Source organism: Microbacterium oleivorans NBRC 103075 (assembly GCF_001552475.1).
GTDB classification, from domain to species: domain Bacteria; phylum Actinomycetota; class Actinomycetes; order Actinomycetales; family Microbacteriaceae; genus Microbacterium; species Microbacterium oleivorans.
Genome location: NZ_BCRG01000003.1, coordinates 186,968 through 212,467 on the forward strand (window position 1 = coordinate 186,968; position 25,500 = coordinate 212,467).

Sequence of the window (25,500 nt, forward strand, 5' to 3'; positions counted from 1 at the left end):
GTTTTGGAGAAGCGAGGCTTTCTGCACCCGCGTGTGCGTAGTCTCGAAGAGACCCGTGAGGAGCCTCGACATCGCCAGACCGCCGCGTCCCCTGCTCAGCAGGGACCTGATCGCTCGAACCGCGCTCGCGCTCGTCGACAAGCACGGCGTCGACGGGGCCAGTATCCGTCGCGTCGCGGCCAAACTCGACGTCAATCCGACCTCGCTCTACAACCACGTCCCGAACCTCGCCGCCATGATCGAGGACGTCCGTGCACTGGTGTCAGCGAACATCGACTCCGCTCCGCTGCGAGAGCTTCCCTGGGAGGAGGGCCTGCGCGCATGGGCCCGGTCGTACCGAGATGCATTCACGGACCACTCCCGCGCCGTTCCGCTGCTCATGACCAACAAGGTCTCGGCCCCCGTCCTCCTCGCCGAGTACGAGGACTTCGCGCTCGCGGCTCGTGCCGTCGGGTGGGCTGATCGAGACATCCTGCCCCTCCTCACCGCGTTCGAGTCGTTCATCCTGGGGAGCGTCCTCGACATGTCAGGGCCGAGTGTCGTGTTCGACCCGGGCGGGCAGGAGGACGCGTTTCCGACGTTCGCCGCGGCGTTCGCGACCCTCGAGGACGAGGACCCTGAGGATCCCGTCGCCTCCCGGGCTTTCGAACTCGGACTCGGCATGCTCATCGCCTCCGCGCGCCCCGGCGACATCGATCCGCTCAGCTCAGCGCGCGACGCTCGCGTGCGCTGAGAGTACGCACAGGCGCCGTCGCGAGCGGCGCGGTGACGTCGAAGGCCGGCCCGCCGGGCACCGACTCCAGAAGCTTCCGCGTGTACGCGTTTTGCGGGTCCGAGAACACCTCTGCCGTCGGCCCCGCCTCGACGACCCGACCGTGCAGCAGCACCATGACGTGGTCGCACAGCTCTTCGACGACCGCGAGGTTGTGTGAGATGAACAGCATCGTGAGTCCGAGTTCTGCGCGCAGGCGAGCGAGCAGGCGCAGCACTTCGGCCTGCGTCGACACGTCGAGCGCCGAGGTGATCTCGTCCGCGATGATGACGTCGGGGTCGACCACGAGTGCCCGCGCGATCGCGATGCGCTGACGCTGTCCGCCCGAGAACTCGTGCGGGTACCGGTCCACCGTGTCCTCGCCGAGCGTCACGGCGGCGAGGGCGTCGACGATCGTGCCGCGGTGGCGGCGGAGGCGCGCGTGGACGGGGTCGATCGCTTCGGCGAGGGTCTGGCCGATCGTGCGTCGGGGGTCCAGCGACGAGAACGGATCCTGCGGGATGTACTGAAGTCTGCGGCGCAACGGCTGCAGGGCCTTCCGTCGCACGGTCGTCAGGTCGGTGCCGTCGTAGACGATCGAGCCGGCGGACGCGCGGTGGATGCCGATGATCGTCTTCGCGAGCGTCGACTTACCCGATCCCGACTCGCCGACGACGCCGACCGCGCTGCCGCGGGCGACGTCGAGGTTCACCTGTGACAGTACTCGGGCGGTCCCGAGGCCCGAGCCGAGATCGACGTCGAGGCCGGTGATGCGGAGGACGGGCGCGGAGTCGACGGTGTCAGACACGGGGGCTCTCCTCGAGAGGGCGGGGCGTGATGGTCAGGGTCGGAGTGGCCTCCAGCAGCGCGCGCGTGTACGGATGCTGCACCTCGCGTCGCTGCAGAGCGTCGACGTCGAGGCGCTCGACGATCTCGCCGCTGCGCATGACGAGAACCCGGTCGCAGAGCGCTTCCACCACCCCGATGTCATGCGAGATGAAGAGGACGGCGGTGCCGTGGTCCTGGTTGAGCTTTCGGAGAGCCCGGAGCACCTCCGCCTGCACGGTGACATCGAGTGCGGTCGTCGGCTCGTCGGCGATCAGGAGCTTCGGGTCGGTGACGAGGGACGAGGCGATGGTGGCGCGCTGCAGCATCCCGCCGGAGAGCTGGAACGGATGCTGATCCATCACCGTCTTCGGGTCGCGGATGCGCATGTCGGTCAAGCCGTCGATGAGCGTGGCCTTGGCCGCGCGACGGGAGAGACCCAGGTGGACGCGGGCGACCTCGGTGAGCTGCGCCGACATGCGCAGCGCCGGGTTGAACGTCGATCCCGGGTCCTGGTAGACGAGGCCGATCTCCTTGGCGAGGCGGCCCCGATGACGGTTCGACAGGAGGTCGAGGTCACCGAGTCGGAGGACGCTCGCATCGACCACGACGCCGTCGGCTTGGAGCCGGGCGAGCGCCATCGCGGTCATCGATTTGCCCGAACCGGATTCGCCCACGAGGCCGAGGATCTCACCGGGTGCGATGTCGAAGCTGATGCCGTCGACGAGCATCTTGCCGCTCGGCGCGCGGACGATGAGGTCGCGAACTTCGACGAGTGCCTCCGGCGACATCGAAGTGCCGCGGGGTGTCGACCGCAGGCCCTTCACCTGTCCGCGACGGGCGCTCCGGGGATCGAGCCACGTGGCCAGTCCATCGCCGGTCAGCATGGCGGCGACGCCCGCGAAGACGAGCATGACGGCAGGACCGACGACTTGCAGCGGCTGGTCGTAGACCGCCGGGAGGCCCTCGTTGAGTAAGCGCCCCCAATCGAAGTCGGGGCTCTGCACGCCGAGGCCGACGAACGACAGGCTCGAGATGTCGAGGAGGGTGAGGGCGAAGCTCGACGCGATCAGGACGAGAAGCGGCCCCGAGATGTTGGGCAGCAGGTGCCGGAAGAAGAGCGCCAGGCGCGGCACACCCAAGAGGCGGGCGGTCCCGACGTAGTCCCGCGTCGCGACGGCACCCGTCATGTTCGACGTGATGCGGGCGAAGCTCGGCACGCCCGCGATCGCGATCGCGATGATGGCGGGCACCATGCCGGCGCCGAGGATCGCCGCGATGACGAGCGCCAGGACGAGAGAGGGGAACGCCACCGTCGAGTCGATGATGCGCAGCACCCATTCCCGCACCCGGCGGCTCCCGACCCAGACCAGTCCGCCGATCAGCACACCGAGGACGACCGAGCCGATGGTCGCCGCGGCAGCCATCAAGAGCGTCAGGCGGGTGGCGACGAGGGTGCGTGCGAGCACGTCGCGACCGAGGTCGTCCGTCCCCATCAGGTGCAGGGGTGACGGGCCGAGTCGGGTATCGGGGGTCACGGTGGTCGCGGCAGTACCCCAGATGAGAGGGGCGATGACCGCGAGGACGACCAGGATGCCGAGCATCGCCAATCCCGCGACGAGGGACACCGGCATCCGCCGACTGCGTCGTTCAGACATGGGACGAACCTCCGAGGGTGCGCGGGTCGATCAGTCCGAGGATGATGTCGATCAGCAGGTTGATGAGGATCGCGAGCGCTCCGACCGTCAGGACGATGCCCTGGATGACGGGGAAGTCGCGGAAGATGATCGCCTGCACGACCTCGAGTCCCAGCCCAGGCAGGCTGAAGACCGTCTCGATCACGATCGCACCGCCGAGCATGCTCGCGAGGATCAGGCCCGTGAGGGTCAGCGTGCTCGTCATCAAGTTCGGGAGGGCGTGCCGCATGTACAGTCGTGCGCCGCTGAGGCGCTTGCCGCGGGCGGTGCGCATGAAGTCCTGATGCAGGACGCCGTAGGTTTCCTGGACCACGACGCGGGCCACCGCGAAGGTCGGCCCCAGCGCGAGCGCCGCGATCGGCAGGACGTAGGCGTCGGGCGTCGCTGCCCCGCCCGCGGGAAAGATCTTCAGCCCGATCGCGAAGACGAGGACCAGCAGCGTGCCGGCCACGTACGCCGGGAACGAGGCGAACAGGCCTGCGACGGCACCGAACCCGACCGAGAGCCAGGGTCGGCGGCCGCCGCGGGTGAGGACGCCCACGGTCATCCCCACCGGAATCGACACCACGATGACGACGGCTATCGCGCCCAGCGCGGTTGTCGCCGTGTATGGCAGCTTCGTGGCGATCGTGTCGGTGACGGGGGTGTTGTAGCGGAAGCTCCGACCGAGGTCGAAGGTGAAGAGTCCCCTCAGGTACTCGACGAACTGCAGCGGAAGCGGGTCGTCGAGGTTCAACCGGTCGCGAAGCGCCGCGAGGGCCGAGGCCGAGGCGTTCGGGCCCAGGATGGCGACGGCGGGGTCGCCGGGGATGAGCGGGACGATCAGGAAGGTCAGGACGACCAGCAGCGCCAGCGACAGCACCAGCCCGCCGAAGCGACGCAGGGCGAATCCGCCCCACGTGCTCCGGGCGAGCCGGCGCACCGCGGTCATCGCCGGTGCGTCGGCGATGACCGCGAGATCGACCCCGGACATCACCGGGTCCCGGCGGTCGCGACCATCGGTGCCTGACGGTGCTGCCAGTCGAAGACCTGCTCCAGCTCCGCTCCGACGCGAAGGAGCGTCGCCTCGTCGTAGGGGCCGCCGACCAGCTGCGCACCCAACGGCACGCCGTGGGAGTCGATGTGGACGGGCAGGGAGATCGCGGGGAGCCCGGAGATGTTGCAGAACGCCGTGAACGAGATCGTCCGGAACTCCGTGAGTCGGGGGCCGGCCGGGTCCTCGTTCCCCTCGTCGTACACCGATCCCACTCGAGGCGTCGGAACAGCGGTCGTCGGCGTGAGGAGGATGTCGAAGTCCCGGCCCCACTGTGCGGCGACCTGGCGCGTCTCCCACTGCAGGAGAGCCGCGATCTCCGCGTACTGGCCCGCGTGGAACATGGTCGCGCGGTCGTAGCGGTACTTGATGTAGGTGTCGAGCTTCTCGGGATCCTCGATGGGGGAGGACCAGGTCGATGCGTTGATGATGAGGTCGGCGAAACCGCGGGTCGCCCGCTCGCTGAACAGGAACGGCGACACCGGTGTGACGTGGTGGCCCAGCGCCTCGAGCGCGCGGGCGGTGATCTCGGCGGCTTCGCGGTTCTGCGGATCGACCTCGACACCCGTGGGAGCCTCGAGCAGCAGGCCCACGCGCAGGCGTGGGCCGGGGGTTCGGATCTCCTCCAGGTAGGGCCGAGCGGGTGCAGGTGCGGAGTACCAGCCGAGGAGGTCGACCTTGGCGATCGCATCGAGGACGCCGGCGGCATCCTCGATCGTCCGCGTGATGGCACCCTCGGTGGTCGAGTGCTCCCACGCCCGGATGTCGTTCGGGATGCGGCCGCGGCTGGGCTTCAGGCCGACGAGCCCCGTCGCCGCGGACGGCACGCGGATGGACCCGCCGCCGTCCGAGGCGTTGGCGATGGGGGCGATGTCCGCCGCGACTGCAGCGGAGGCACCGCCCGACGATCCGCCGGAGGTGTACTCGAGGTTCCAGGGGTTGCGCGTCTTTCCCCACCGCTGGTTCTCCGACGCGGTCAGCGCCCCGAATTCCGGACTGTTCGAGCGGCCGAAGAGGACGAAGCCGGCCTCTTCGATGAGGTCCACCGTGACCTCGTTCTCTTCCGCCACCCTCTCGGTGACGGCGAGGGACGAGTAGGTGACTGGTTGGTTCCTGACGCTGACGAGGTCTTTGATCGGCATCGGCACGCCCTCGAAGGGACGCGACGTGTCGCCCCGGCGGATTCGGTCGTCCGATTCCTGCGCGCGACGGAGCACATCGTCACGGTCGATCCAGACGATCGCGTTCACGTCGGGGTTGGTGGCGTCGAGGCGTTCCAGGTAATGCTGAGCGGTCTCGACTGCCGAGACCTCGCCCGAGCGGATGAGGCGCGCGAGTTCCGTCGCGGAGATGGAGGAGGAGATCATGGTTCTTTTCCTTCGAGAGGTCAGTCGTTGATGCGGAAGATCGGGTCGTCCAGCGCGCCGCCGAGCATCTTGACGCTGAACCCCGGACGGGACGCGTAGATGAAGGCGTCGTTGAGCAGCGGCAGGGTGTCGGAGCGATCGACGAGTGCGCCGACGGTCTCGTCGAGCGCCGCGCAGCGAGCCGCGTCATCGGTCGCCGTGTTCGCCTTCGCGAAGGCCGCATCCGCGCTTTCGTTCTTCACCGCGCCGTAGTTCGTGCCGCCCTGGTCGATCGTGGGACCAGTCAGGTTGAGCAGCGGGCTGGCGAGTGAGCCGAGGAAGTTGAGGTCCGCGAACACGGTCATGTCCCAGTCGCCGGGCTTGGTGACGACGGTCGTGATCCAGCTGCCGACGTCGGTGTTGTCGAGCTGCACGGTCGCCCCGGCCGCGCGGAGCGCCTCGGCGATGTATTCGTTGCCCGCACCGTTCGGGCCGACGATGGTGGGGGCGACGAGGCGGATCGTCTTCCCCGACAGAGCCCTCTTCGCGGCGGCGACATCCTGCGAGGGGATCGTGATCTTGGAGTCTGCGACGCACGAGGTGCCGTCAGCGCCGAGGGAGTTGAGGACCTTGCCGGTGTCGAGCGACGTGACCTTTCCGTACATCGTCCGGTCGATCGCCTCAATGACGCCCTTGCGGGCGGCCTCGTCGGTGAACATGCTGCCTTCGCGTTCGTTGAAGACGAGGTAGCTGTCCGAGAACGGGTTGACGGCGACGTCGTAGCCGGTCTGGCCGGTGAAGCGCTCCATCGTGGTCGCCTGGATCTTGCCGATGTCGAGCTGGCCGCCGAGGATCAGGTTCGCCGTCGCCGTGGAGTCGGGGGAGACCGTGTAGACGAGCTTCTTCGCCGGAGTGCCGGAGATGTCGGTGGACCACTTCGGCCACGCCGTGTAGTCGTCGCGGAGTGCGAACTCGTAGCGGACGCCGGGTTCTGCGGAGGTCAGGGTGTACGGGCCGGATTCACCGCCTGTCGCCGTTCCCTGGGCGAGCTTGGCGGGGTCCTTCAAGCCGGCGGGGCAGATGATGCCGCTGCTGGCGACCGACATGGCGTCGACGAGGTAGGGCCACGGGTTCTCGACCGCGACGGTCACCGTGCCCGCCGCGTCGTCTGCGGCGATCTTCGGGGTGCTGTTGCCCGGTCCGAAGGTGTAGACGACCTGCGTCGAGCCGCTGTCGGGCCGCGCGAAGTACTCGAGCGAGTTCTTCACGATCGTGGGGGTGATCTTGGTGCCGTCGGCACAGGTGGCGTCGGTGCGGATCGTGAAGGTCGCCTCGGTCGGCGTGGACTCCCACGTCGTGGCGAGGCCCGGGACCAGGCCGTCGGCATCCCGTCGCACCAGCGTGTCGTACGCCGTGCGGGCGAGGAGGAAGTCGGGGAGCGACGAGGTGAGCGTCGGGTCGAACGTCGCCGGGATGTCGATCGTCGTCCGGATCGTGTCCGTCTTGGCGGCCGTGGGGCCGGCAGTGGTGGTGCACCCCGTCGCGGTGAGAGCGACGGCGGTGAGGATGGATGCCGCGATGGCGGCGTGCCTCTTGTTCATGATGGGCCTCTCGTGATGGATCGCAGTCGGGCGCTGCGGGTCAGATCAGGACTTCGAAGATGTCGACCGTCGTGGCCTCGCCGCTTGCGTGGGCGCGTCCGACGAAGATCGACCGGGTGAGCCACTGAAGCTCGGGTGCCACCGTGCGAAAGCGCGGTGTGGACTGGAAGTACTCGGGACCGTCGGTGCTCGGACGGACGACACCGACGTTGTACACGTCGATGACGTGCCCGTCGGTCGTGCGGATGAGATAGCGGGCCTCGACGTCGTAGGTGCCGTCGGCGCGAGCGACGCACCAGTCGCCGCCGCCGGGGACGATCTCGCCCTCGACGTCTCCGGACACCGGTCCGCCGGTGATGGGGATGTAGTCGAGGACGTCGTCGCCGCGGCGCTCCAGCGGGATGCCGGGGTCGACGCGCGCGACGATTCGGAAGCTGAACCGCAGGGCGGGCGGTACAGGTGGAGCAGGTGGAGCAGGGGTCATCGAGCTCTCCAGCCGATCGGGAAGTCGCGCCTCGTTGCGCGTTGACCCGAGTATGTCCATAGTGGACGGGCTAGTCAATAGCGTTCACTAAACCGTGACGGTGCTGACTCGCCGTTGTTACACGACGGCGGGAGACCGCGGAATCACGCGGGTGGTGCGACTGCCCAGGACGAGTGGAGCAGCGTGGTGACGCGACTCAGGACCGCGTGGATCTCCGCGATCGCGCTGGCGTCGGGACGCCGGGCGAGACGATCGATCTCGATGCCGGCGAGGACGGCCATCATCAGCACCGCATCTCCTGCGGGATCGAAGGCGCCGAGCCTCGCAAAAGTGTTCTCAAGCTGCCCGCGGAAGGAGAGCTGCCAGGCGCGCGAGCTTCGAGCGAGTCCCGGCCGTCGGCTCGACTCGACGATGAACTCGTACTCCGCGACGAGGTTGTAGTCGGGCGAGGTCAGTCCTTCGACGACGAAAGCGGCCAGGTGTCGGGCCATGTCCTCGGCGGAGTCAGCGGTCTCGATGGCCTCTGCCGTCTGCGCGACACGGCGCAGTTCGCGGTCGAGATGGGCTTCGAACGCTTCGCGGATGAGCTCGTCTTTGCCGGAGAAGTAGTAGCCGAGCGCGCCGAGTGGTGTCCCTGCCTCCGTCGCGAGGCTCCGCATCGACAGCCGGCTGAGTCCATCTCTCCCGATGATGCGCAGCGCCGTGTCGAGGATGTGGCTCTTCCGCTCGATGCCCTTACGGCTCGGCGGCACAGTCAGCGAAGCCACGAGACTCCTTCGGTTGGGACGATCGTCCAAGTATGCCTGGTGAGTCCCACCGCCGCGCTTGACGGCGGGGCAGTCGAGCCACATCATGTGGAACGAACGTTCAATTTCAGACAGAAGGATCGTCATGACCGACCAGATCAGCCGTATCGCCCTCGTGACCGGAGCGGGAAGCGCAGAGGGCATCGGAGCCGCTGCGGCGCTCTTGCTCGGTCGCGCGGGGATGCGCGTCGTCGTCACCTCGACCACCGACCGCATCCAGGACAGAGTCGCCGTTCTCCGGGCCGAGGGAATCGAGTCGGTCGGCGTCGCCGCGGATCTCACCGATCCGGCGGGAGTCAACGCCGTGATGCGAGCGGCCCGCGATGCGTTCGGCGACCCGGACGTCCTGGTGAACAACGCCGGGATGACCTCGGTCGCCGACCCGGACGAGCCTGCCTCCGTCGAGGACATCACGATCGAGCAGTGGCAGGCCTCGTTGGATCGGAATCTCACGACGGCGCTGCGGATGACGCGGGCTGTCGTCCCCAGCATGCGCGCGGCCGGGTACGGGCGCATCGTCAACGTCGCGTCGCTCTCGGGTCCCGTGCAGGCGTACACGGGCGACGTCGCCTATCACGCGGCGAAGGCCGGGATGATCGGGCTGACGCGGGCGTCCGCCGTCGACACCGCGGCGGCCGGTGTCACGGTGAACGCCGTCGCTCCCGGGTGGATCCAGACGTCCTCCTCGAGTGCGCACGAAGTCTCGATGGGTGCCGCGACGCCGATCGGTCGGTCGGGTACACCTCGTGAAGTGGCCGCTGCGATCGCCTTCCTCGCCAGTGAGGGCGCGTCGTACATCACGGGTCAGCTGCTCGTGATCGACGGAGCCAACTCCATCAACGAGGAACGCGCCGTCTGATTCCCCCGTCGTCGCCGGCATAGTCAATGTGCTTCACTATGGAGACACGATGTGTCGACGAGGGCCATCGGCCCGGGATCGGAGGACGGCATGACCGAACCCAGCCGCGCGCGCCGCAAGCGCGGATCGATCAGCCAGACCGAGATCGTCGCTGCCGCCATGCGACTCCTCGACGACGAGGGGGAGTCGGCTCTCACCTTTTCGCGGCTCGGCGCGGAACTGAAGTCTTCGCCGACCGCCGTCTACCGCCACTTCGCCAGCAGGGACGAGCTGGTGGAGGCCATCGCAGACCACCTCGACGGGGTCTCGTTGCACGGTTACGAGCCGACCGACGATTGGCGTGCCGATCTCACCGATCTCGCCTGGCGTGCGTGGCGGACGGCGGCCGCTCACCCGGCGGCGGCGGCCCTCGCGCTCACGACGGTCACGAACGGCATGAATGAGCTGCGGGCGGTCGAGTGGATTCTTCGAGCTCTGGCAGTCGCCGGTCTCGAGGGTCGCCCGGCGGTCCTGCAATACCAGGTGTACGCGACCACCGTCCTCGGCGCTGCCGCCGCTCACGGCGCGCGGCTGGCGAACGCCGGTCCGCGCGAAGTCGCCGAAGGCTGGATCCAGATCTACGCGCCCGCGGACCCTTCGCAGTTTCCGTACGCCGAGGCGGCCAAGGCGGAGCTGGCGCTCGTGAACTACGAGGAAGTCTTCTCGAAACAGCTCGAGATGTACCTGTCAGCCCTCGACCTCGCGACGCGCGACTCCCCGGAGGGTGTCCGCGCCTGACCCTGACCCCTCAGTAGGCTTCGGAGGAGGCTGGAAGGGGTGGGGTATGGGACTGCGCTATGCGCTGCTCGCACTGCTGCGGGTCGGACCCATGTCGGGGTACGACCTCAAAAAGCAATTCTCCCTCTCGGTCGGTCACGTCTGGTACGCCCCCGACTCGCAGATCTACCCGGAGTTGCGCCGCATGGAAGCCGAGGGCCTCATCCGTGCCGAAGAAGCGCCGCGTGGTCCGCGGGCGACTCGTCGCCTGTACGAGGCGACGCCCGAGGGTGACCGGGCGTTCGTCGCCTGGCTCGATGCTCCTCTGGAGTATCAGCGGACCAAGGATGTCGCCCACCTGAAGGCCGCCTATCTCGAGGCCGTCGACGACGGGTCCGCCCGAGCGTTCTACGAACGTCACATCGCCGTGTGGCAGGACGAGCACGATCGGTGGGTCGAAGAGCTGGCGAACATCGACGCGCTCCGGAACCCGATGCTCATCCGGCGACTCGCGGTGACGGCCGAGTCGAACCGCGACCGCACGATCGCGTTCAAGCGGCACACCTATCAGGGGCTCGTCGCGCGCGCCCGCACGGAGATCGCCTGGGCCGAAGACGGACTCGCGCTTCTCAGCTGAGGAGCAGTTCGATCTCCGGCGCCGCTCCTTCCTGGCCGACGAGGCGGGAGACACAGATGCAGATCTTCGACTCGGCATCCCGCTGGCGTTCGCTGTAGAACACGTCGCGGTGGTCGATGCGGCCCTGCAGGCCCAGCACGCGCGCCTCGCAGAGTCCGCACTCGCCCTTCCGGCAGTCGGAGAGGGCGTCGACGCCGGCAGCCTCGAGCGCTTCCAGAAGGGTCTGGTCAGGACTGACCCGGCAGGAGACGCCCGTCGCGGGGATGCGAACCGTGAACGGCTCGGGTGCGAACCACCCGCTGTTGCCGAAGGTCTCGAAGCGAAGCTGGGCGGGCTTGCGTTCCGCCGCGAGCCACTCTCGACGGACGGCATCCATCAGGCGGATCGGACCGCAGACGTACAACTCCGCCGCGGTCGGGACCGACGCGACGAACGCGGCGACGTCGAGCCCGGTGGACTCGTCGCGGATGTGAGGTTCCAGGAGCGCGCCGTGCTCACGACGCAGGTCGTCGAAGTAGGGCATCGCCGCGGCCGACCGGCCGCAGTACGCGAGGCGATACGGTCTGCCGCTTTCGCGAGCCGCCCGCGCCATCTGCACGAGGGCGGTGATGCCGACGCCGCCGGCGAGGAACACGACGGGTTCGCGTCCGCCGCGGTAGGCGAAGTCCTGCAGGGGTTCGGTCACCTCGACCGTATCGCCGGGCCGTAGGGCGTGCATGGCAACCGCGCCGCCCCGCGAGGTCTCGGAGCGGAAGACGCTCAGGGCGAAGGCGCCCTCCTCGCCGACGGGTTCGACGATCGAGTACGACCGTTCGAGAGTGCGCTCCGCGAGGCGGAGTCGGACGTCCACGTGAGCGCCCGGCGGCGTCGGGCGTGGGCGATCGGGTCGCAGGAGGATCCGTTGCACCCGGTCTGCGACGCGGGAGACTCCCTCCACCCGAGCGGTCTGCCAGACGACGGTGTGCGAACTCGCCACGTCAGGCCACCGACGCTGATGGCGCGGAGGTCGGCGGAGCGACCGCGGAGCGACCCTCTGCCGCGAGGAGTCCGTCGAGGATGCGGCGCACCCACATGCCGCCCGCGTCGATGTTCAGGCTGTAGAACTCGTAGCCCGGGTTCGCATCGATCGCGGCCTGCTGGGCGGCCAGCATCCGCTCGTCCTCGCCGAAGACGTTGTGCACACCGTTGCGCAGCTGCGTCGTGATCAGCTGGCTCTCGAGGCGGTAATTGCGTTGGAACGACCAGAAATAGAGGCAGGAGCGATCGGTCTCGGGCGTGATCGTGTTCATCACGTAGCCGTTGACGCCGCGACTGCGGTCGACTTCGGGCGCACCCGTGCCCGCCTCGGCGACGCCGACGTCGATGCGGATGGTCGAGGGCGCTTCGAAGTGGATGATCTGCCAGCGGTCGACGCGTCCCGAGAAACCGGGAAAGCGGTCGCGCATGTTCTTGAGCCAGAAAGGCGGCGGTTCGATGTCTCGCATCCACCGCTCCACGGTGACGGTTCGGTCGGTATGGCTCGTGAGGAAGTCCGACTCGCTCAGCTCGGCCTGACCGATGCTCGATGAGTGGACGAACTCCTCGTGGGTGAGGTCCATCAAGTTGTCGAGCACCAACTGGTAGTTGCACGGCGCGTGGATGAGTTCGCCGTCGCCGGTCCAGGCGGCATCCGTCATCTGATGCATGTCGGGGATGAGATCGGGGTCGGCGAGCTCGGCGTCGCCCGGCCACACCCAGACGTAGCGGAACCGATCGACCGTGGCGAAGGCCGGAACGCGGGCACTCGGGTTGATGGTCTCCTGTGCCGGCATCGACGTGCAGCGGCCCGCGGAGTCGTAGCGGAGGCCGTGGTAGGGGCACTGGATCTCGTCGCGGCCGACGAGGGTGCCCATCGACAGCGGAGCGAGCCGGTGCCAGCATGCGTCCGCGAGGGCGATCGGAGCGCCGTCCTCGGTGCGGAACAGTGCCATCGGCTGGCCCGCGATCGTACGGGCGAGGGGCTTGCGGCCGACCTCGTAGTCCCACGCCGCCACGTACCAGGCGTTCCGGGGGAAGTCGAAGATCTTCGCTGTCGTCGAGCCGACCATGTCACTCCTTCGTGCGAGGCCGTTTACCTATGTTGATAGTGATATCGCGGACCTGGCGAACGCGCAAGAGCAGCCGGCGGGGAGAACGGCCTGTCGGCGACCTAGTCGACTCGGCCGCACCGCGACACGGCGAGGATCTCGAGCGCGGCGGCTCCCGTGCCGGCGCGCTCGGTCACGTCGACGGAGACACCCGATCCCGCGCGATTCAGGCGGGCCGTGGCGAGGGCGACGTCGATGCCGACCGGCTCGACCGCCCAGCCTTCGCCGAGCGCAGTGGGAAGGTCTGCGATGACGGATGCCGCGTCCGCCGTGTCGGGAAGGATCGCCTCGCCCTGCACCGTGGCGAACGACGTTCCCCGCGGGCCCGTGACGCCGCCGGTGCCGGAACTGCACGGCGTGGACGTCGCGTCGCCTGCGGGAGTGTACGTCGAGCCCTTCGGAAGCGCGGCCACGATCTCTGTGACCGCATCCTCGGTCTGCGTACGCACGTCGGTGAAGGCGGGCGCGTCAGCGGGAGCGCAAGCGGTGAGGCTGAGAAGAAGGCAGGTCCCCACGAGCGCCGTTGCCGCGAGGGACCGGAGCGACATCAGCCGCCGCTCTCGGGAGTGAGGGACGTGAGGATCAGGCGGACGTCTTTCAGCACGGTGCCGTTCGCCGACCCATCGCCGCTGAACAGCCGGTTGTGGAGGGTGAGCCCCTGGGAGACCATGGCGGTCACGTTTCCCGTCTCGGTCTCGGTGAAACCCGGGTCGACGATCGTGACGCCGGAGAAATCCTCGGGCCCCACGCCGTAACCGATGTCGCCCATCTGGAACCCGGCGTAGTAGCGGTTGATGTCGTCCTTCGCCTGAGCGGCGTAGTAGGCGGTCCCCGGAACCGTGGTGTATCCATCGGTCGCCCCGACGCCTGCCGCGAGGAACCGGGCATCGAAGCGGGCACCCGCCATCTCGGCGGCGCTACCCACCTGGGACCCGGCGCTGTGTTCGTAACTCAGCGTCGGAAGCCCCGGGAAAGCGGCGTTGATCCCCGTCACGATGCGAGCGTAGTCCGCGCCCGCCGCCGTGGCGATCGTGTTGTTCTGCGGTCCCGATGCGAGGTCGACGGAGATCTGCGGCATGGGGGCGGCAAGGACCGTGAAGGCGAGGATAGGCGCGGACGGATCGTCGTGACGGACCTGCCAGTTCGCGAACGAGGTGACCGGGTCGTCGACCATGAAGCTGCGCAGAGATGCGTTGGTGCCGGGGACGACGAAGAGGATGCGGGTCGCGGTCGCCGCGTCGCCGGCCATCTCCACCAGAGCGCCTCGGCTGGGGGCGAACAGATACAGCTGCACAGCGCCCATGACGACCTTGGTCAGGTAGGAGCGTTCCTGGAGCAGGGGTTCGAGAGCGGGGGACGACGGGGTGGAGTCCGTCTGCGACACGGCATGGGTGAGCATCGCGTCGATCCGACGCAGACGCTCCCGTGCACCGAGCCGGTTCGCACTCACACGAGCCTCGGCCGGGAGCCCGTCGAGGCTCCCGATGACATCGGGAGCGTCCGCCGTCAGGGCCTGCCGCGTCGACGCGGGGAGCTCGCCCCACCAGGCTGCGGCAGCGGCGGGGTCGGTCCGGTCGGCGAGGTGCTGCAGATCATCGGGCGACATGGCCGCCACCGTGCTCATCGGGACCGTTGTGATGTCACCCGAGGGGAGGTGCTGCGCCGTGTCCGCGAGTGCGGGAGGGGCATGCCTGTACGCGGTTACGGCGGCGGCCTCGGGGGCGTGGCTGACCACAGCGAACACCACGGCGGCTGCGGCGAGCGCAGCGGCCGGATGGGTGATCGCGCGCAGCATACCGCTGATAATACGGTGGTGAGGGACCCGGAACGTTTCGCGAATGAGAACTCCCTCATCTCTTCCGCTTCGCGCGCGGAGCGGCTATCGAATCGCGGCGCACAGGATGCTGACCAGGACCGGGGCTGACTCATAGACTTCTGCCGTGCCAGATACCCCCGCAGACGAGGCCCCGCGCTTCAGTCCCGTCATCGCGCTGCTCGCTGTTTCGGCATCGTGGGAGGCGCAGCTCGCCGCTGAGCTGCGAGACCTCGGCATCTCCACTCGCAAGTTCGGACTCCTCGGTCACATCGGCGCCGAGCCGGGTATCTCGTTCTCCGAGCTCGCGCGCCGCTCGCGCATCACGGTGCAGTCCGCTCACGCCGCCGTGCACGCTCTCGTCGACGACGGTCTCGTCGCCGACGCGACGGCGCAGGCCGGCGCGGCGAGCGACCTGAGCGTCACGGAGCGCGGCGCGGAGGTGCTGCGGGACGCGCAGGATCGGCTCGAGCGTCTCGATGACTCGCTGTCGCAGTCGTTGCCCCGCGTGGCGGAGTCGCTCGGCGGCATCCGAGCCGGTGTGATCGAATGACGAAGCGTCGAGGCGAGAGTCGTCGCGTCGGGATGCTGCGAACCGGTGCCCGCGGTGCCCTCGCCGTCGTGCTGACCGCCGCCGGCGTCGCGCATCTCACGATGCTCCGGCGGGGCTTCCGCATCGCCGTTCCCGACTGGGCCACGCGGCTGTTCCGGACGGACAAGGACACGATCGTCGTCGTCTCGGGCGTCGTGGAGGCGGGCCTCGGCGTTGCGCTCGTCGCATTGCCGCGGGAGCGTCGCCGCGTGGGACTAGCGATCGCGGCGCTGTTCGTCGCTGTGTTCCCCGGCAACATCCACCACTGGAGGTCGGGTCGCGACGTTCCGGGGATGGATTCCGACACCAAACGGTTCGTCCGCCTCTTCTTCCAGCCGGTTCTCGTGGCGTGGGCGGTGTGGTCCACTCGGCGATGACGCCAGCCCCGGCATCCTTCAGGTAGGCTTAAGGTGTGTTCCGCACCCCTGCCATGATCTTCCGCATCCTCGCCATCGCCGAGGTCTTCTCCTGGACCCTCCTCATCAGCGCGCTCATCATCCGCGCCGCGGGAGGTCCGGCCGTCGCCGTCACGATCGGCGGCGGCATCCACGGGTTCGTCTTCCTGTCCTACGGCGCGACCGCCCTCCTCGTCGCGCTCAACAACCGCTGGGGTCTCGGCACCTCGGTCCTCGCGGTCGGGTCTGCGATCGTTCCCTACGCCACCGTCCCCGTCGAGATGTGGCTTCGCCGGAGCGGGCGTCTCGCGGGGCAGTGGCGCCTGGAGGAGACGGCGGACCCTCGGGATCGGCGTCCGATCGACCGTCTGCTGCGCTGGTTCCTGCGGCACGCGGGCATCCTCGTCGCGCTCATCGTCGTCGCGGTCGTCGCGCTCTACGTGATCCTGCTGTTGGTGGGGCCCCCGGGCGGACGGTGAGTGTCAGCGACGCGTCGACACCGTCACGGTGAACTTGGCGTCCCGCGTGACCTGACGCGTCGGCCCGACGAGCCGCTCGAGGTCGCCGCGGTAGCGCATCCCCGAATTCCAGACGCACCACAGTTCGCCACCGGGTCGGAGGACCCGCGACGCGTCGGCGAAGAGCCGGAAGGCGAGTCGCTCCGTCAGGGCCGCCCCGCTGTGGAACGGCGGGTTCAGGGCGATGAAAGACGCGGATGCCTCCGGCCGAGCCGTGAGCACGTCGTCGCGGACGACCTCGACCCGTTCCGCCACGCCGTTCGCGGCGGCCGTCGCGCGGGCCGACGCGACTGCGGCCGCGGACTGGTCCGAGGCATAGACGGCGGCGGCGGGATGCCGGAGCGCCAGGTGCGCGGCGACCGCGCCCGTTCCGCACGCGAAGTCGATGAGAGGGTCCTCGGGGGATCCGCCGGCGGGGAAGTCGGGCAGGTGGGCGAGCAGCAGGCGCGTGCCGTGATCGAGGCGGGCTCCCGCGAACGCACCGCCGAAGGCGCGGATCTCCAGGTTTCCCTCACGACCGGCGGCGGGCACCGGTTCGTGTCCTGCGCGCGGCTCGCGGGCGAAGAGGACGCGGGACTTCTGGCGCGCGTGCGAAACGTCGAGGCGCCCGAAGTTCTCGCCGAGGACGTCGTTCATCGCGAGAGTCATGTGCTTCACCCGACCGCCGGCGACCACGACGACCGCGGGGGAGGCGTGGGCGGCGATCAGAGCCGCGATGTCACGAAGAGCGTCGAGGGCGCGGGGCAGGCGGAGCAGGACGACACGAGCGTCGCGGAGGGCATCGGCGTCGAGAGGAACGAGCCGGATGCGGTCGTCCAGTCCGAGCTCGGCGGCGTTCCGGGAGGTCGCACGCTCGCCGGCGAGGGCGTCCTGGTGCACGCGGACGTCTCGCGCGCCGTCGTGCGCCGCCGCCAGTGCGAGAGCACCGTGGGTGTCGCCGATGACGGCGATCGACCCCGCGGGCGCCGCGGCCCGCAGATCGGCGGACTCGTCGAGGATGAGGCGATCGGCGGCATCCGACGCCACCAAGTCGGGGCCTTCGACGTCAGGGCGACGGGACAGCCGCTCGAAGGGGAACGGGGCGGGACTCGTCACCCCACCAGCGTAGGCGAGCGGTCGGGTCGGGACGGGCGGGCACCGGGGGATACTCGAAGGATGAAGACAATCGCTCGCTGGGCTCTCGCCGGCGCCATGGTGTTCGCCGGCCTCAGCCACCTGTTCTGGGCGCGCAAGGAATTCCAGGCGCAGGTCCCCGATCTGGTCACCGACACCCTTCCCATCGATAAGGACGGCGTCGTCGTCGCCTCCGGGGCCGTCGAGATGATGCTCGGCGCCGCGCTCGTGGTGCTCCCGAAGGAGCGGCGCCGCATCGGTATCATCCTCGCCGCCTTCTTCGTGGCGATCTTTCCCGGCAACCTCGACCAGGCGCTGAAGAAGCGCGACGGCTTCCATCTCGACAGCGACACCGCGCGCTGGCGCCGCCTGGCGTTCCAGCCCGTGCTCGTCGCCTGGGCGCTCTGGTCGACCCGCGACTGACGCGTCCGCACGCACGACGACGCCCTCCGCCGAAACCGGCCGAGGGCGTCGTCGTGTCAGGAGGGCATCAGGTGCGCACACCGCCGGTTCGCAGTCGCGACAGCGCATCCACCGTGGCGGCGAGGATCAGCACCCCACCCGTGACGAGCAGGTTGAACCCGGCATCCATCTGCAGCAGGCCGAGCCCGTTGATGATGACCGCGATGACGAGCGCGCCGATGGCCGCGTGGATGAGGCGGCCTCGACCGCCGAACAGGCTCACGCCGCCGACGACGGCTGCGGCGACACCCGAGAGCACGACGTCGCGTCCGACCGCGCCGTCGACCGACCCCACGCGGGTCTGCGCGAACAGCAGCGACACGACGGCGAGGCCCGACGCGGCCACGAAGCACCACCACTTCACCCAGCGCACCTTGATGCCGGCGCGGCGGGCCGCCTCGGCGTTGCCACCGATGGCGTAGACGTAGCGCCCGAACTTGGTGCGGTCGAGGACGAAGGTGCCGATGAAGAGGATCGTCAGCACCACGGGAACGATGACCGGCACCCCCTCGATGGGGATGACCGACTGCGAGCGGTTCAGGTTCAGGACGAACACCGCGGCGCCGCCGAGGATCGCGATGACGGCCAGCTTCGCCCACACGAGTGCCATCGGACGGTTCGGGACTCCGGCGCGGGTGCGGCGCCGACGGTCGAAGAACGAAAGCCCCCCCGAGATCAGGAGCATGACGACCAGCATCGCCCATCCCGCCCAGATCGGCATGCGGCCGCTCTGCAGAGCGAGGAGCTCGGGTGCCTGGATCGGGTACAGTCCGCCCGCGCCGATGATGAGGAGCGCGAGGCCCTGATAACCGAGGAACAGGCCCAGCGTGACGACGAACGACGGGATGCCGATCCTCGCGACGAGGAATCCGATCAGCGCTCCCGTGGCGAGACCGATCAAGAACCCGATTGCGAGGGCGAGGGGCCAGGGGACGTCGAACTTCACGTTCAACACCGCGAACAAGGCGACACCCACACCACCGGTGACGCCGGCGGACAGGTCGATCTCGCCGAGGAGCAGGACGAACACGAGCGCCATGCCGAGGACGACAAGCGACGCGGCCTGGCTCATGAGGTTCGCGAAGTTGACGGGGGTGAAGAAGAACCGGCTGAGGAAGCTGAAGAGGATCACGAGCAGGATGAGCCCGCCGACGGCGGGCAGGGCGCCCATCTCGCCGCCGCGCACACGCTGCAGCCACGCGTTGATCTGGTCGCCCACGCCGCCTTCGACGCCGCTGCCGATGAGGTCGCTCGCGACGGGATCGGGTGCCGCCGCGGTTCGGGTGCTGGTGCTCATGCGTCGCCTCCGACGGGGATGGTGGATGTGCCGACGAGCTGAACGCCCGGGGGCACCTTTGTTCCGGTGATGTAGCCGACGATCTCGTCGCGGTTCGACCCGGCGGTCGGGACCTGGGCGACCATCTGGCCGAGGTAGAGAACGGCGATGTCGTCCGCGACGGCGAACACATCGGCCAGGTTGTGGCTGATGAGGACCACGGCGACGCCCTGATCGGCGAGGCGACGGACCAGGTTCAGGACCTGCTCGGTCTGGGCGACGCCGAGGGCGGCGGTGGGCTCGTCGAGGATGACGACGCGGGCCTTCTTCAGAACGGCACGGGCGATGGCGACCGTCTGGCGCTGGCCGCCGGAGAGGCTCGACACCTTCTGGCGGACGCTCTTGACCGTTCGGACCGAGAGCGACCTGAGGGTATCGGAGGCTTCCTTCTCCATCCGCCCCTCGTCGAACGTGCCTCCGATGACTTCCTCGCGGCCGAGGAACATGTTCTGGACGATGTCGAGGTTGTCGCACAGGGCGAGGTCCTGGTACACAACCTCGATGCCCAAGGCGCCCGCCTCGCGCGGTGTGCGGAGATGCTCCTCGTGGCCGTCGACGAGGATCTGGCCGGTGTCGTAGGGCTGCACACCGGCGAGGCCCTTGATGAGGGTGGACTTTCCGGCGCCGTTGTCGCCAACGAGCGCGGTCACCGTGCCGGGTCGGACCTTGAGGTCGACGCCCTTCAGGACGCTGACGGGGCCGAAGGACTTGGTGACGTGCCGGAGTTCGATGATGGGTTCGCTCATGCGGGTTCTCCTGAGGAATCGAGGGGGTCGCGCAGACATGGGGGAGTGGGGATGCCGCGAGCCGCGGCATCCCCACTCCCGTCAGGTCACTTGACGCCGAACTCGGTGCACTTGTCGGCGAGGCTCACGCCGGCGATGTCGCCGGAGCAGACGTCATCGACCGAGGCGTCGCCGGCGGCGACGACGTCCTTGACCTTGTCGGGTCCGACGAGCTCGGGGGTGACGGCGATGTAAGGTGTGCCGTCGTCGAGCTTCTGATCGGCGGTGGGCTTCTCACCCTTCAGGAGGGCCGTGGCGAGCTCGATGGCCGCTTCGGCTTCGACCTTGACCGGCTTGTAGACCGTCGCGGTCTGCCATCCCGTGAGGATGTTGCGCAGGCCCTCGACGTTGGCGTCCTGGCCGGACACGGCCACACCCTTCAGGTCGCGGTCCTGGAGCACCTTGATGACGCCGTCGGCGTTCGTGTCGTTGGCAGCCCAGACGCCGTCGACCTTGCCGCCGTTGGCGGTCAGTGCCTGCTCGAAGTTGGTCTGGCTCTTCGCGCCGTCCCAGACCCCCGGAGGCTCAGCGACCGGCTTGATGCCCGCGGCTTCCATGACCTCCTTGGCGCCCTTCAGGAACATCGCGGCGTTGCCGTCGGTGGGGTCTCCGCCCATGTAGTAGACGGCTGCCGTCTTCGGGTCCTTGCCGGCGGTCTTCAGCCCGTCCAGGACGGTCTGGCCCTCGAGCTTGCCGACCTCGACGTTGTCGAAGGAGACGTAGTAGTCCGCGCCCGTGAAGGGGCGGTCGTACGCGATGACCGGGATGCCCTGGCTCTTGGCCTTGGCGGCGACGCCCGCAGCGGCGCCGTTGTAGTCCACGAGCATCATGACGCCGCAGCCCTGCGTGAGCTGCTGGTCGGCGATGGTCGTGTACTTGGCCGTGTCACCCTGTGCGTTCTGGATGTCGACCTCGAAGCCGGCGCTCTTGAGGCCCTCGTCGAGGTACTTGCGGTCGAAGTTCTCCCAGCGGGGCGAGGACGCCGCGTCGGGGAGGATGACGCACGCGCGGCCGGCTTCAGCGGGAGCCGCTCCGCCACTCGAACCGGCGGGCGCGGGGGTGCTCGTGCTGGAGCAGCCGGCGAGCAGGAGTGCTGCGGCCCCGAGGGCTGCAGCAACGGACAGGGACTTCTTCATCGTTCGCCTTTCGACAGTGAAATCGAGCGTGCGCGACATCGCGCTTGAGGAAGATCTTGTTGTGTTCACGAAATGAAGTCAAGATGTGAACATAACGCTTTCGTCACCGTCGACGGCCGGCCCGAACCCTCTCTCGACGCGGTGATCGGCGCGCCCCCCGGGCTACGTCCGTCCGGTGCCCAGGCGGCTGCGGCGGGTCACGGCATCCAGCGCCACGGCGAAGACGAGGACGGCCCCCGTGACCATGTACTGCACCGCGGAGCTCAGGTTGATGAGCGTCAGTCCCGACGAGATCGCCTGGATCACAACGACCCCCAGGAGCGCTGCGAACGCCGATCCGCGCCCGCCGAAGAGCGACGCCCCGCCGATGATCGCCGCCGCGATGGCATTGAGGTTGGTGTCGGCGGCACCGGTGCTCTGGTTCGCGGCGGCGAGCCGGGCTGCGGCGAGGACCCCGCCGGTCGCGGCGAGGGCCGAGCAGAGCATGAACACCGACAGCACGACGCGGTCCACACGGATGCCGGCGCGCCGCGCCGCTTCGATCGATCCGCCCACGGCGAAGACCGAACGCCCCCAGCGGGTGCGTGTCAGCGCGAGGTGGGCGACGACCACGAGGACGACGAAGAGCACGAACATCAGCCCCACGCCGCGGGAGAGGTTGAGGTACCAGGACCCGCCGACGAGTCCGACGAGAAGCAGTGCGCCCCGCACGACGATGACCACCGTGCGCGTGCTTTCGAGCTCCGCAGCCGCACGGCGACGAGCTCGGCTGAGGAGGGTGGCGGTGTAGGCCACGGCCGTCGCCGCCGACAGCACGTACGACACCCAGGCGGGCAGGTACATCTGCTGGGCGAACTGCACGATCCAGGAGTCGAACGGGAGGTTGATCGAGCCGGCATCGCCGAGCACCCACAACTGCACACCCAGCAGGCCGAGCAGACCCGCGAGGGTCACGACGAAACTCGGGAGCCCGAGCGTCGTCCGGAGGACTCCGTAGATCGCCCCGACGACGCACCCGGCGGTGATCGCGGCACCGATCGCGAGGGCGAACGGCCACTGCAACTGCACCCCTCCCACGGTCAGGATCGCGGCGGCGACGCCCGACATCGACCCGACCGACAGATCGATCTCGCCGATGAGGAGCACGAAGACGATGCCGAGCGAGATCGTCCCCATCGCGGCGCACTGCATGAGCAGATCGCTGAGGTGGCGGCTCGTCAGGAAGACCGGGTTGAGCGCCTGGAAGACGATCGCGATGACGACGAGGGCCAGCACCACCGGCATCCGTCCGACGTCCCCCGAGCGCACCCGACTCACGGCGAGGCTCAGGAGGCTCGCCTCGCGGTTCACCGGTCACCGTCCAGGCGGCGTCGTGCTCCGGCGAGGGGGATGACGGGAGCGTGGGGCACGTCCGGAGGCACGACCGGCCGTGCGGCGTCGAGGGCGCCGGTGATCGCGGCGATCAGGACTTCGCTCGTCGCGGTTTCGGCGTCGAACTCGCCGTTGTTCCGACCGAGTCGGAGGACGACGATGCGGTCGGCGACGGCGAGGACGTCGGTGAGGTTGTGGCTGATCAGGACGACGCCGTGTCCTCGGTCCCGGAGGCGTTCGATCAGGTTCAGCACCTCTGCCGTCTGGGCGACGCCGAGCGCGGCCGTCGGCTCGTCGAGGATCACGATGCGCGGCTCGCCGATGAGCGATCGCGCGATTGCGACCGTCTGACGCTGGCCGCCGGAGAGGGTCGACACCGGCACCCGGACGGAGGGGATCTTGGCGGCGAGCTCGCGCAGCAGCATCCAGGTCCGCTCCTCCATGCCGACCTCGTCGAGGCGGCCACGTTCGAGCAGCTCCCGGCCGAGCCAGAGGTTGGCCACGACGTCGAGGTTCTCGCAGAGCGCCAGATCCTGGAAGACGGTCGCGATGCCGAGGTCCTGCGCGTCGGCGGGGCTCGAGAGCTGGACGATCTCGCCGTCGAGTTCGATCGTGCCGGCATCCGCCGGGTGGACGCCGGCGAGAACCTTCACGAGCGTGGACTTGCCCGCCCCGTTGTCGCCGACGAGGGCGACGACCTCGCCCTCACGGACGCGGAAGTCGACCCCGTTCAGTGCTCGAACGGCACCGAAGCGCTTGTCGATCCCGCGCATCGCCAGGACGTGGTCGCCGGTGCGGCGAGGGGAGACGCTCACGCGGGGTGCTCTCATTCCAGGCCTGCGGCGGCGCAGGCCTCTGCGTAGGCGGGAGTACAGATGTCCGCGACGGTCCAGAAGCCGTCTGCGACGACGGTGGAGGCGATGTCGTCGACGGTCACGGCGACCGGGGTGAGGAGGGTGGAGGGGATGCCGTCGATCGTCGTGTCGCCCTTCGGCCGCTCTCCGGCGGCCAGCGCCGTCGCGACGTCCGCGGCGATGGTCGCCTGCTCTCGGATCGCCTTGTAGACGGTCATGTACTGGTCTCCCGACACGATCCGCTGCAGCGCCGTGAGCTCGGCATCCTGTCCGGTCACGATCGGGAACGGCGACACGTCGGCGGCGCGGAGGGCCGCGATCGCACCGCTGGCGGTGCCGTCGTTCGCGGCGTACACGGCGGCCACCTCGTCGCCGTATTGCGCCAACTGCCCGGCGACCCAGGCCTGCGCCTTGTCGGGGCTCCAGTCTGGCGTGCCGTACTCGGCGAGGACGTCGAGACCCGCCTCGGTGATGACCCGGCGCGCACCGTCGCGGAACTGCGCGGCGTTGCTGTCGGTGGGCGCCCCGTGCACCATGAGGACGCCACCATCGGCGCGACCCTCCTTCTCGAGCCCCGTCACGAGGGCCTCCGCCTGCAGTTCGCCCACGCGCTCGTTGTCGAAGGAGACGTAGTACGCGGGCTTCCCACCGCCGATGATCATCCGGTCGTAGGCGATGACCGGCACCCCCTCGGCTGTCGCGGCGGCCAGGATGGATGCCGCGGCTCGCCCGTCGACCGGATCGAGGACGAGGACGGCGGCTCCGGCGGCGAGAGCGGACTCCGCCTGCTGCTGCTGGCGTGCGGCATCCTGATCGGCGTTCGTGTAGAGCACCTGCGCATCGCCGAGCTCGGCGATGCGTTTCTCGAAGACGGGCCGGTCGAACGTCTCGTACCGCGCGGTCTTCTTGTCGGGCAGGAGGAGGGCGATCGTCGTCTGCGTCGAGGAGTTGTCCGGAAGAGCGCACCCCGACAGGGCGGCGGCTGAGGCCGCCCCCAGGAGGACAGCGGCGAGGAGCCGCTTCATGCGGGGAACGCGACCAGATCGGCGTCGACGGCCACGTGGTCGAGTGCAAGGGCGATGGCTCCCCGGGTCTCGGCCCACTCGCCGAAGTCGGAGGCGACGATCTCGGGTACCCCGCCGCCCAGGACGGAGCGTTCAAGAGCATGGCGGAGCGGCGCGAGGAGGATCTCGCCCGCTCGAGCGAGCTCGCCCCCGACGACGATGCGCTCGGGGTCGATGAGGTTGCAGAGGCTCGCCGCGGCGATGCCGATGTGGCGGCCGGCATCCGCGATCGTGCGCTGCGCCGCCGGCACACCGTCTCCCGCAGCCGTCACGAGATCGCGGAGGCGGTGGATGCCGTCGGCGTCGCCAAACCCGACGAGGAGCGCAGGTCCGGCGGCCACCGTCTCGAGGCAGCCGCGGTTGCCGCAGCGGCAGCGGGCGCCGTTCTCATCGATCGTCATGTGGCCGATCTGACCGGTGCGGCCGCTCGCGCCGCGGAACAGCTCGCCGTCGACGAGAAGACCCGCGCTGATGGAGTGGCCGACCGTGACGTAGACGGACGAGGACGCGCCGCGCGCAGCTCCCTCGCGAGCCTCGGCGAGGGCGCCGAGGTTCGCCTCGCTGTCGACGTGGACGGGACGGCCGATGCGCGCCGAGAGGCTCCGTGCGATGTCGATCCCGTCCCAGCCGGGAAGGAGCCCCGGGGTCGAGATGACGGACGACCGCGGATCGACCGGGGCAGGGATGGCGAGGCCGACGGCGAGCAGATCGGACAGCGATCCGCCGAGTCCTTCGACCATGTCGCCCAGCAGCAGGCTGAGCCGGTCGAGCTCGGCGTCGTGGCGGTGGTCGATCGCGAGGGGGAGCGAGGTCTCCGCGACGACCGAACGCGTCGCGTCGGCGATCGCTACGTGGAGTTTGCGCGTCGAGAAGTGTGCTCCGGCCACCAGGCCCACCTGGCGCGCGAGCGAAACCAGGGTCGCGCGGCGCCCGCTCCGCGACGTGAACGAGGTGTGCAGGACACCCGAAGCGGTGAGTTCCTTGACGATGTTCGACACCGTCGCGGGGGAGAGGCCGGTGGCGCCGGCGAGCTCGATCTGCGTCAGGCGCCCATGCCTCTTGAGCGAATCGAGCAGTCGCGCACGATTCGCCTCTCGCAGTGAGGACTGCGAGCCGGGCGGAGTTGACCGGCGAGCCACG

Annotated in this window: 27 protein-coding genes; 8 read left to right on the plus strand and 19 right to left on the minus strand. The window is 69.2% G+C overall.

Going from position 1 to position 25,500, the window contains the following annotated elements; genetic code table 11:
• The first annotated feature begins 55 nt into the window (after positions 1 to 55).
• The gene (locus MO1_RS05320; protein WP_060915411.1) at positions 56 to 733 is read left to right on the plus strand and encodes a TetR/AcrR family transcriptional regulator; all 678 of its coding nucleotides are present in this window, start codon (positions 56 to 58) and stop codon (positions 731 to 733) included.
• On the opposite strand, the gene MO1_RS05325 is transcribed toward MO1_RS05320, so the two are convergent.
• From MO1_RS05325 to MO1_RS05355, 7 genes are all read right to left on the minus strand, one after another.
• Positions 702 to 1,559, minus strand: a complete 858-nt coding sequence (locus tag MO1_RS05325) for an ABC transporter ATP-binding protein (protein ID WP_060915412.1) — start codon at positions 1,557 to 1,559, stop codon at positions 702 to 704. The genes MO1_RS05320 and MO1_RS05325 overlap by 32 nt on opposite strands.
• Positions 1,552 to 3,234 (minus strand): dipeptide/oligopeptide/nickel ABC transporter permease/ATP-binding protein, encoded by a 1,683-nt coding sequence (locus MO1_RS05330; RefSeq protein WP_060915413.1) that lies wholly within the window; start codon positions 3,232 to 3,234, stop codon positions 1,552 to 1,554. Before MO1_RS05330 ends, MO1_RS05325 begins: the two co-directional genes overlap by 8 nt.
• A complete protein-coding gene (locus MO1_RS05335; protein ID WP_060915414.1) occupies positions 3,227 to 4,246 on the minus strand; it encodes an ABC transporter permease in 1,020 nt (339 codons plus the stop codon). The genes MO1_RS05330 and MO1_RS05335 overlap by 8 nt, the downstream gene beginning before the upstream one ends.
• Positions 4,246 to 5,673: an amidase gene (locus MO1_RS05340; RefSeq protein ID WP_060915415.1), complete on the minus strand. Its 1,428-nt coding sequence runs from the start codon at positions 5,671 to 5,673 to the stop codon at positions 4,246 to 4,248. Before MO1_RS05340 ends, MO1_RS05335 begins: the two co-directional genes overlap by 1 nt.
• A gap of 20 nt (positions 5,674 to 5,693) precedes the next feature.
• Positions 5,694 to 7,253 (minus strand): ABC transporter substrate-binding protein, encoded by a 1,560-nt coding sequence (locus tag MO1_RS05345; RefSeq protein WP_060915416.1) that lies wholly within the window; start codon positions 7,251 to 7,253, stop codon positions 5,694 to 5,696.
• Between the two features lie 40 nt (positions 7,254 to 7,293).
• Positions 7,294 to 7,737 carry a DUF3237 domain-containing protein gene (locus tag MO1_RS05350; RefSeq protein WP_060915417.1) on the minus strand — a complete coding sequence of 148 codons (444 nt, stop codon included), beginning with the start codon at positions 7,735 to 7,737 and terminating at the stop codon, positions 7,294 to 7,296.
• Positions 7,738 to 7,880: 143 nt separating this feature from the next.
• Positions 7,881 to 8,504 (minus strand): TetR/AcrR family transcriptional regulator, encoded by a 624-nt coding sequence (locus MO1_RS05355; RefSeq protein WP_060915418.1) that lies wholly within the window; start codon positions 8,502 to 8,504, stop codon positions 7,881 to 7,883.
• Between the two features lie 124 nt (positions 8,505 to 8,628).
• Here MO1_RS05355 and MO1_RS05360 point away from each other — a divergent pair, with 124 nt between their 5' ends.
• The 3 genes from MO1_RS05360 (at position 8,629) to MO1_RS05370 (ending at position 10,795) form a co-directional block, all read left to right on the plus strand.
• Positions 8,629 to 9,402, plus strand: a complete 774-nt coding sequence (locus tag MO1_RS05360; protein ID WP_060915419.1) for an SDR family NAD(P)-dependent oxidoreductase — start codon at positions 8,629 to 8,631, stop codon at positions 9,400 to 9,402.
• A 90-nt stretch (positions 9,403 to 9,492) separates the two neighbouring features.
• Positions 9,493 to 10,179, plus strand: coding sequence for a helix-turn-helix domain-containing protein (locus MO1_RS05365; RefSeq protein WP_060915469.1), 687 nt, complete (start codon positions 9,493 to 9,495; stop codon positions 10,177 to 10,179).
• Between the two features lie 46 nt (positions 10,180 to 10,225).
• The gene (locus tag MO1_RS05370) at positions 10,226 to 10,795 is read left to right on the plus strand and encodes a PadR family transcriptional regulator (RefSeq protein WP_060915420.1); all 570 of its coding nucleotides are present in this window, start codon (positions 10,226 to 10,228) and stop codon (positions 10,793 to 10,795) included.
• Here MO1_RS05370 and MO1_RS05375 read toward each other — a convergent pair.
• The 4 genes from MO1_RS05375 to MO1_RS05390 form a co-directional block, all read right to left on the minus strand.
• A complete protein-coding gene (locus MO1_RS05375) occupies positions 10,788 to 11,771 on the minus strand; it encodes a PDR/VanB family oxidoreductase (RefSeq protein ID WP_060915421.1) in 984 nt (327 codons plus the stop codon). The two genes, MO1_RS05370 and MO1_RS05375, sit on opposite strands and share 8 nt — an antisense overlap.
• Before the next feature lies 1 nt (position 11,772).
• Complete coding sequence (locus MO1_RS05380) at positions 11,773 to 12,882, minus strand: aromatic ring-hydroxylating dioxygenase subunit alpha (RefSeq protein ID WP_060915422.1); 1,110 nt, start codon at positions 12,880 to 12,882, stop codon at positions 11,773 to 11,775.
• 101 nt (positions 12,883 to 12,983) lie between these two features.
• On the minus strand, positions 12,984 to 13,469 hold the full coding sequence (locus MO1_RS05385) for a hypothetical protein (RefSeq protein WP_036312139.1): 486 nt from the start codon (positions 13,467 to 13,469) through the stop codon (positions 12,984 to 12,986).
• Positions 13,469 to 14,716, minus strand: a complete 1,248-nt coding sequence (locus MO1_RS05390) for a hypothetical protein (RefSeq protein ID WP_060915423.1) — start codon at positions 14,714 to 14,716, stop codon at positions 13,469 to 13,471. The genes MO1_RS05385 and MO1_RS05390 overlap by 1 nt, the downstream gene beginning before the upstream one ends.
• 145 nt (positions 14,717 to 14,861) lie before the next feature.
• On the opposite strand from MO1_RS05390, the gene MO1_RS05395 reads away from it, so the two are divergent.
• The 3 genes from MO1_RS05395 to MO1_RS05405 are packed head-to-tail and all read left to right on the plus strand — an operon-like array spanning position 14,862 to position 16,200.
• Positions 14,862 to 15,287: a MarR family winged helix-turn-helix transcriptional regulator gene (locus tag MO1_RS05395; RefSeq protein ID WP_235186119.1), complete on the plus strand. Its 426-nt coding sequence runs from the start codon at positions 14,862 to 14,864 to the stop codon at positions 15,285 to 15,287.
• Positions 15,284 to 15,703 carry a DoxX family protein gene (locus tag MO1_RS05400; protein WP_060915424.1) on the plus strand — a complete coding sequence of 140 codons (420 nt, stop codon included), beginning with the start codon at positions 15,284 to 15,286 and terminating at the stop codon, positions 15,701 to 15,703. The genes MO1_RS05395 and MO1_RS05400 overlap by 4 nt, the downstream gene beginning before the upstream one ends.
• A 35-nt stretch (positions 15,704 to 15,738) precedes the next feature.
• Positions 15,739 to 16,200, plus strand: a complete 462-nt coding sequence (locus MO1_RS05405) for a DUF3817 domain-containing protein (RefSeq protein ID WP_060915425.1) — start codon at positions 15,739 to 15,741, stop codon at positions 16,198 to 16,200.
• Positions 16,201 to 16,203: 3 nt separating this feature from the next.
• On the opposite strand, the gene MO1_RS05410 is transcribed toward MO1_RS05405, so the two are convergent.
• The gene (locus tag MO1_RS05410; RefSeq protein ID WP_060915426.1) at positions 16,204 to 17,334 is read right to left on the minus strand and encodes a class I SAM-dependent methyltransferase; all 1,131 of its coding nucleotides are present in this window, start codon (positions 17,332 to 17,334) and stop codon (positions 16,204 to 16,206) included.
• A 60-nt stretch (positions 17,335 to 17,394) separates the two neighbouring features.
• Here MO1_RS05410 and MO1_RS05415 point away from each other — a divergent pair, with 60 nt between their 5' ends.
• A complete protein-coding gene (locus tag MO1_RS05415) occupies positions 17,395 to 17,775 on the plus strand; it encodes a DoxX family protein (protein ID WP_036312144.1) in 381 nt (126 codons plus the stop codon).
• Between the two features lie 67 nt (positions 17,776 to 17,842).
• Here the strand turns inward: MO1_RS05415 and MO1_RS05420 are convergent, their stop codons facing one another.
• The 7 genes from MO1_RS05420 to MO1_RS05450 form a co-directional block, all read right to left on the minus strand.
• Positions 17,843 to 19,111: a sugar ABC transporter permease gene (locus MO1_RS05420; protein WP_036312145.1), complete on the minus strand. Its 1,269-nt coding sequence runs from the start codon at positions 19,109 to 19,111 to the stop codon at positions 17,843 to 17,845.
• Positions 19,108 to 19,896, minus strand: a complete 789-nt coding sequence (locus MO1_RS05425; RefSeq protein WP_036312146.1) for an ATP-binding cassette domain-containing protein — start codon at positions 19,894 to 19,896, stop codon at positions 19,108 to 19,110. Before MO1_RS05425 ends, MO1_RS05420 begins: the two co-directional genes overlap by 4 nt.
• A gap of 86 nt (positions 19,897 to 19,982) precedes the next feature.
• The gene (locus tag MO1_RS05430) at positions 19,983 to 21,071 is read right to left on the minus strand and encodes a sugar ABC transporter substrate-binding protein (protein WP_036312147.1); all 1,089 of its coding nucleotides are present in this window, start codon (positions 21,069 to 21,071) and stop codon (positions 19,983 to 19,985) included.
• A gap of 162 nt (positions 21,072 to 21,233) precedes the next feature.
• On the minus strand, positions 21,234 to 22,421 hold the full coding sequence (locus tag MO1_RS05435) for a sugar ABC transporter permease (RefSeq protein WP_060915427.1): 1,188 nt from the start codon (positions 22,419 to 22,421) through the stop codon (positions 21,234 to 21,236).
• On the minus strand, positions 22,418 to 23,257 hold the full coding sequence (locus MO1_RS05440) for an ATP-binding cassette domain-containing protein (RefSeq protein ID WP_060915428.1): 840 nt from the start codon (positions 23,255 to 23,257) through the stop codon (positions 22,418 to 22,420). Before MO1_RS05440 ends, MO1_RS05435 begins: the two co-directional genes overlap by 4 nt.
• Before the next feature lie 11 nt (positions 23,258 to 23,268).
• Positions 23,269 to 24,321: a sugar ABC transporter substrate-binding protein gene (locus MO1_RS05445; protein WP_060915429.1), complete on the minus strand. Its 1,053-nt coding sequence runs from the start codon at positions 24,319 to 24,321 to the stop codon at positions 23,269 to 23,271.
• Positions 24,318 to 25,499: an ROK family transcriptional regulator gene (locus tag MO1_RS05450; protein WP_235186120.1), complete on the minus strand. Its 1,182-nt coding sequence runs from the start codon at positions 25,497 to 25,499 to the stop codon at positions 24,318 to 24,320. The genes MO1_RS05445 and MO1_RS05450 overlap by 4 nt, the downstream gene beginning before the upstream one ends.
• Position 25,500 lies beyond the last annotated feature (1 nt).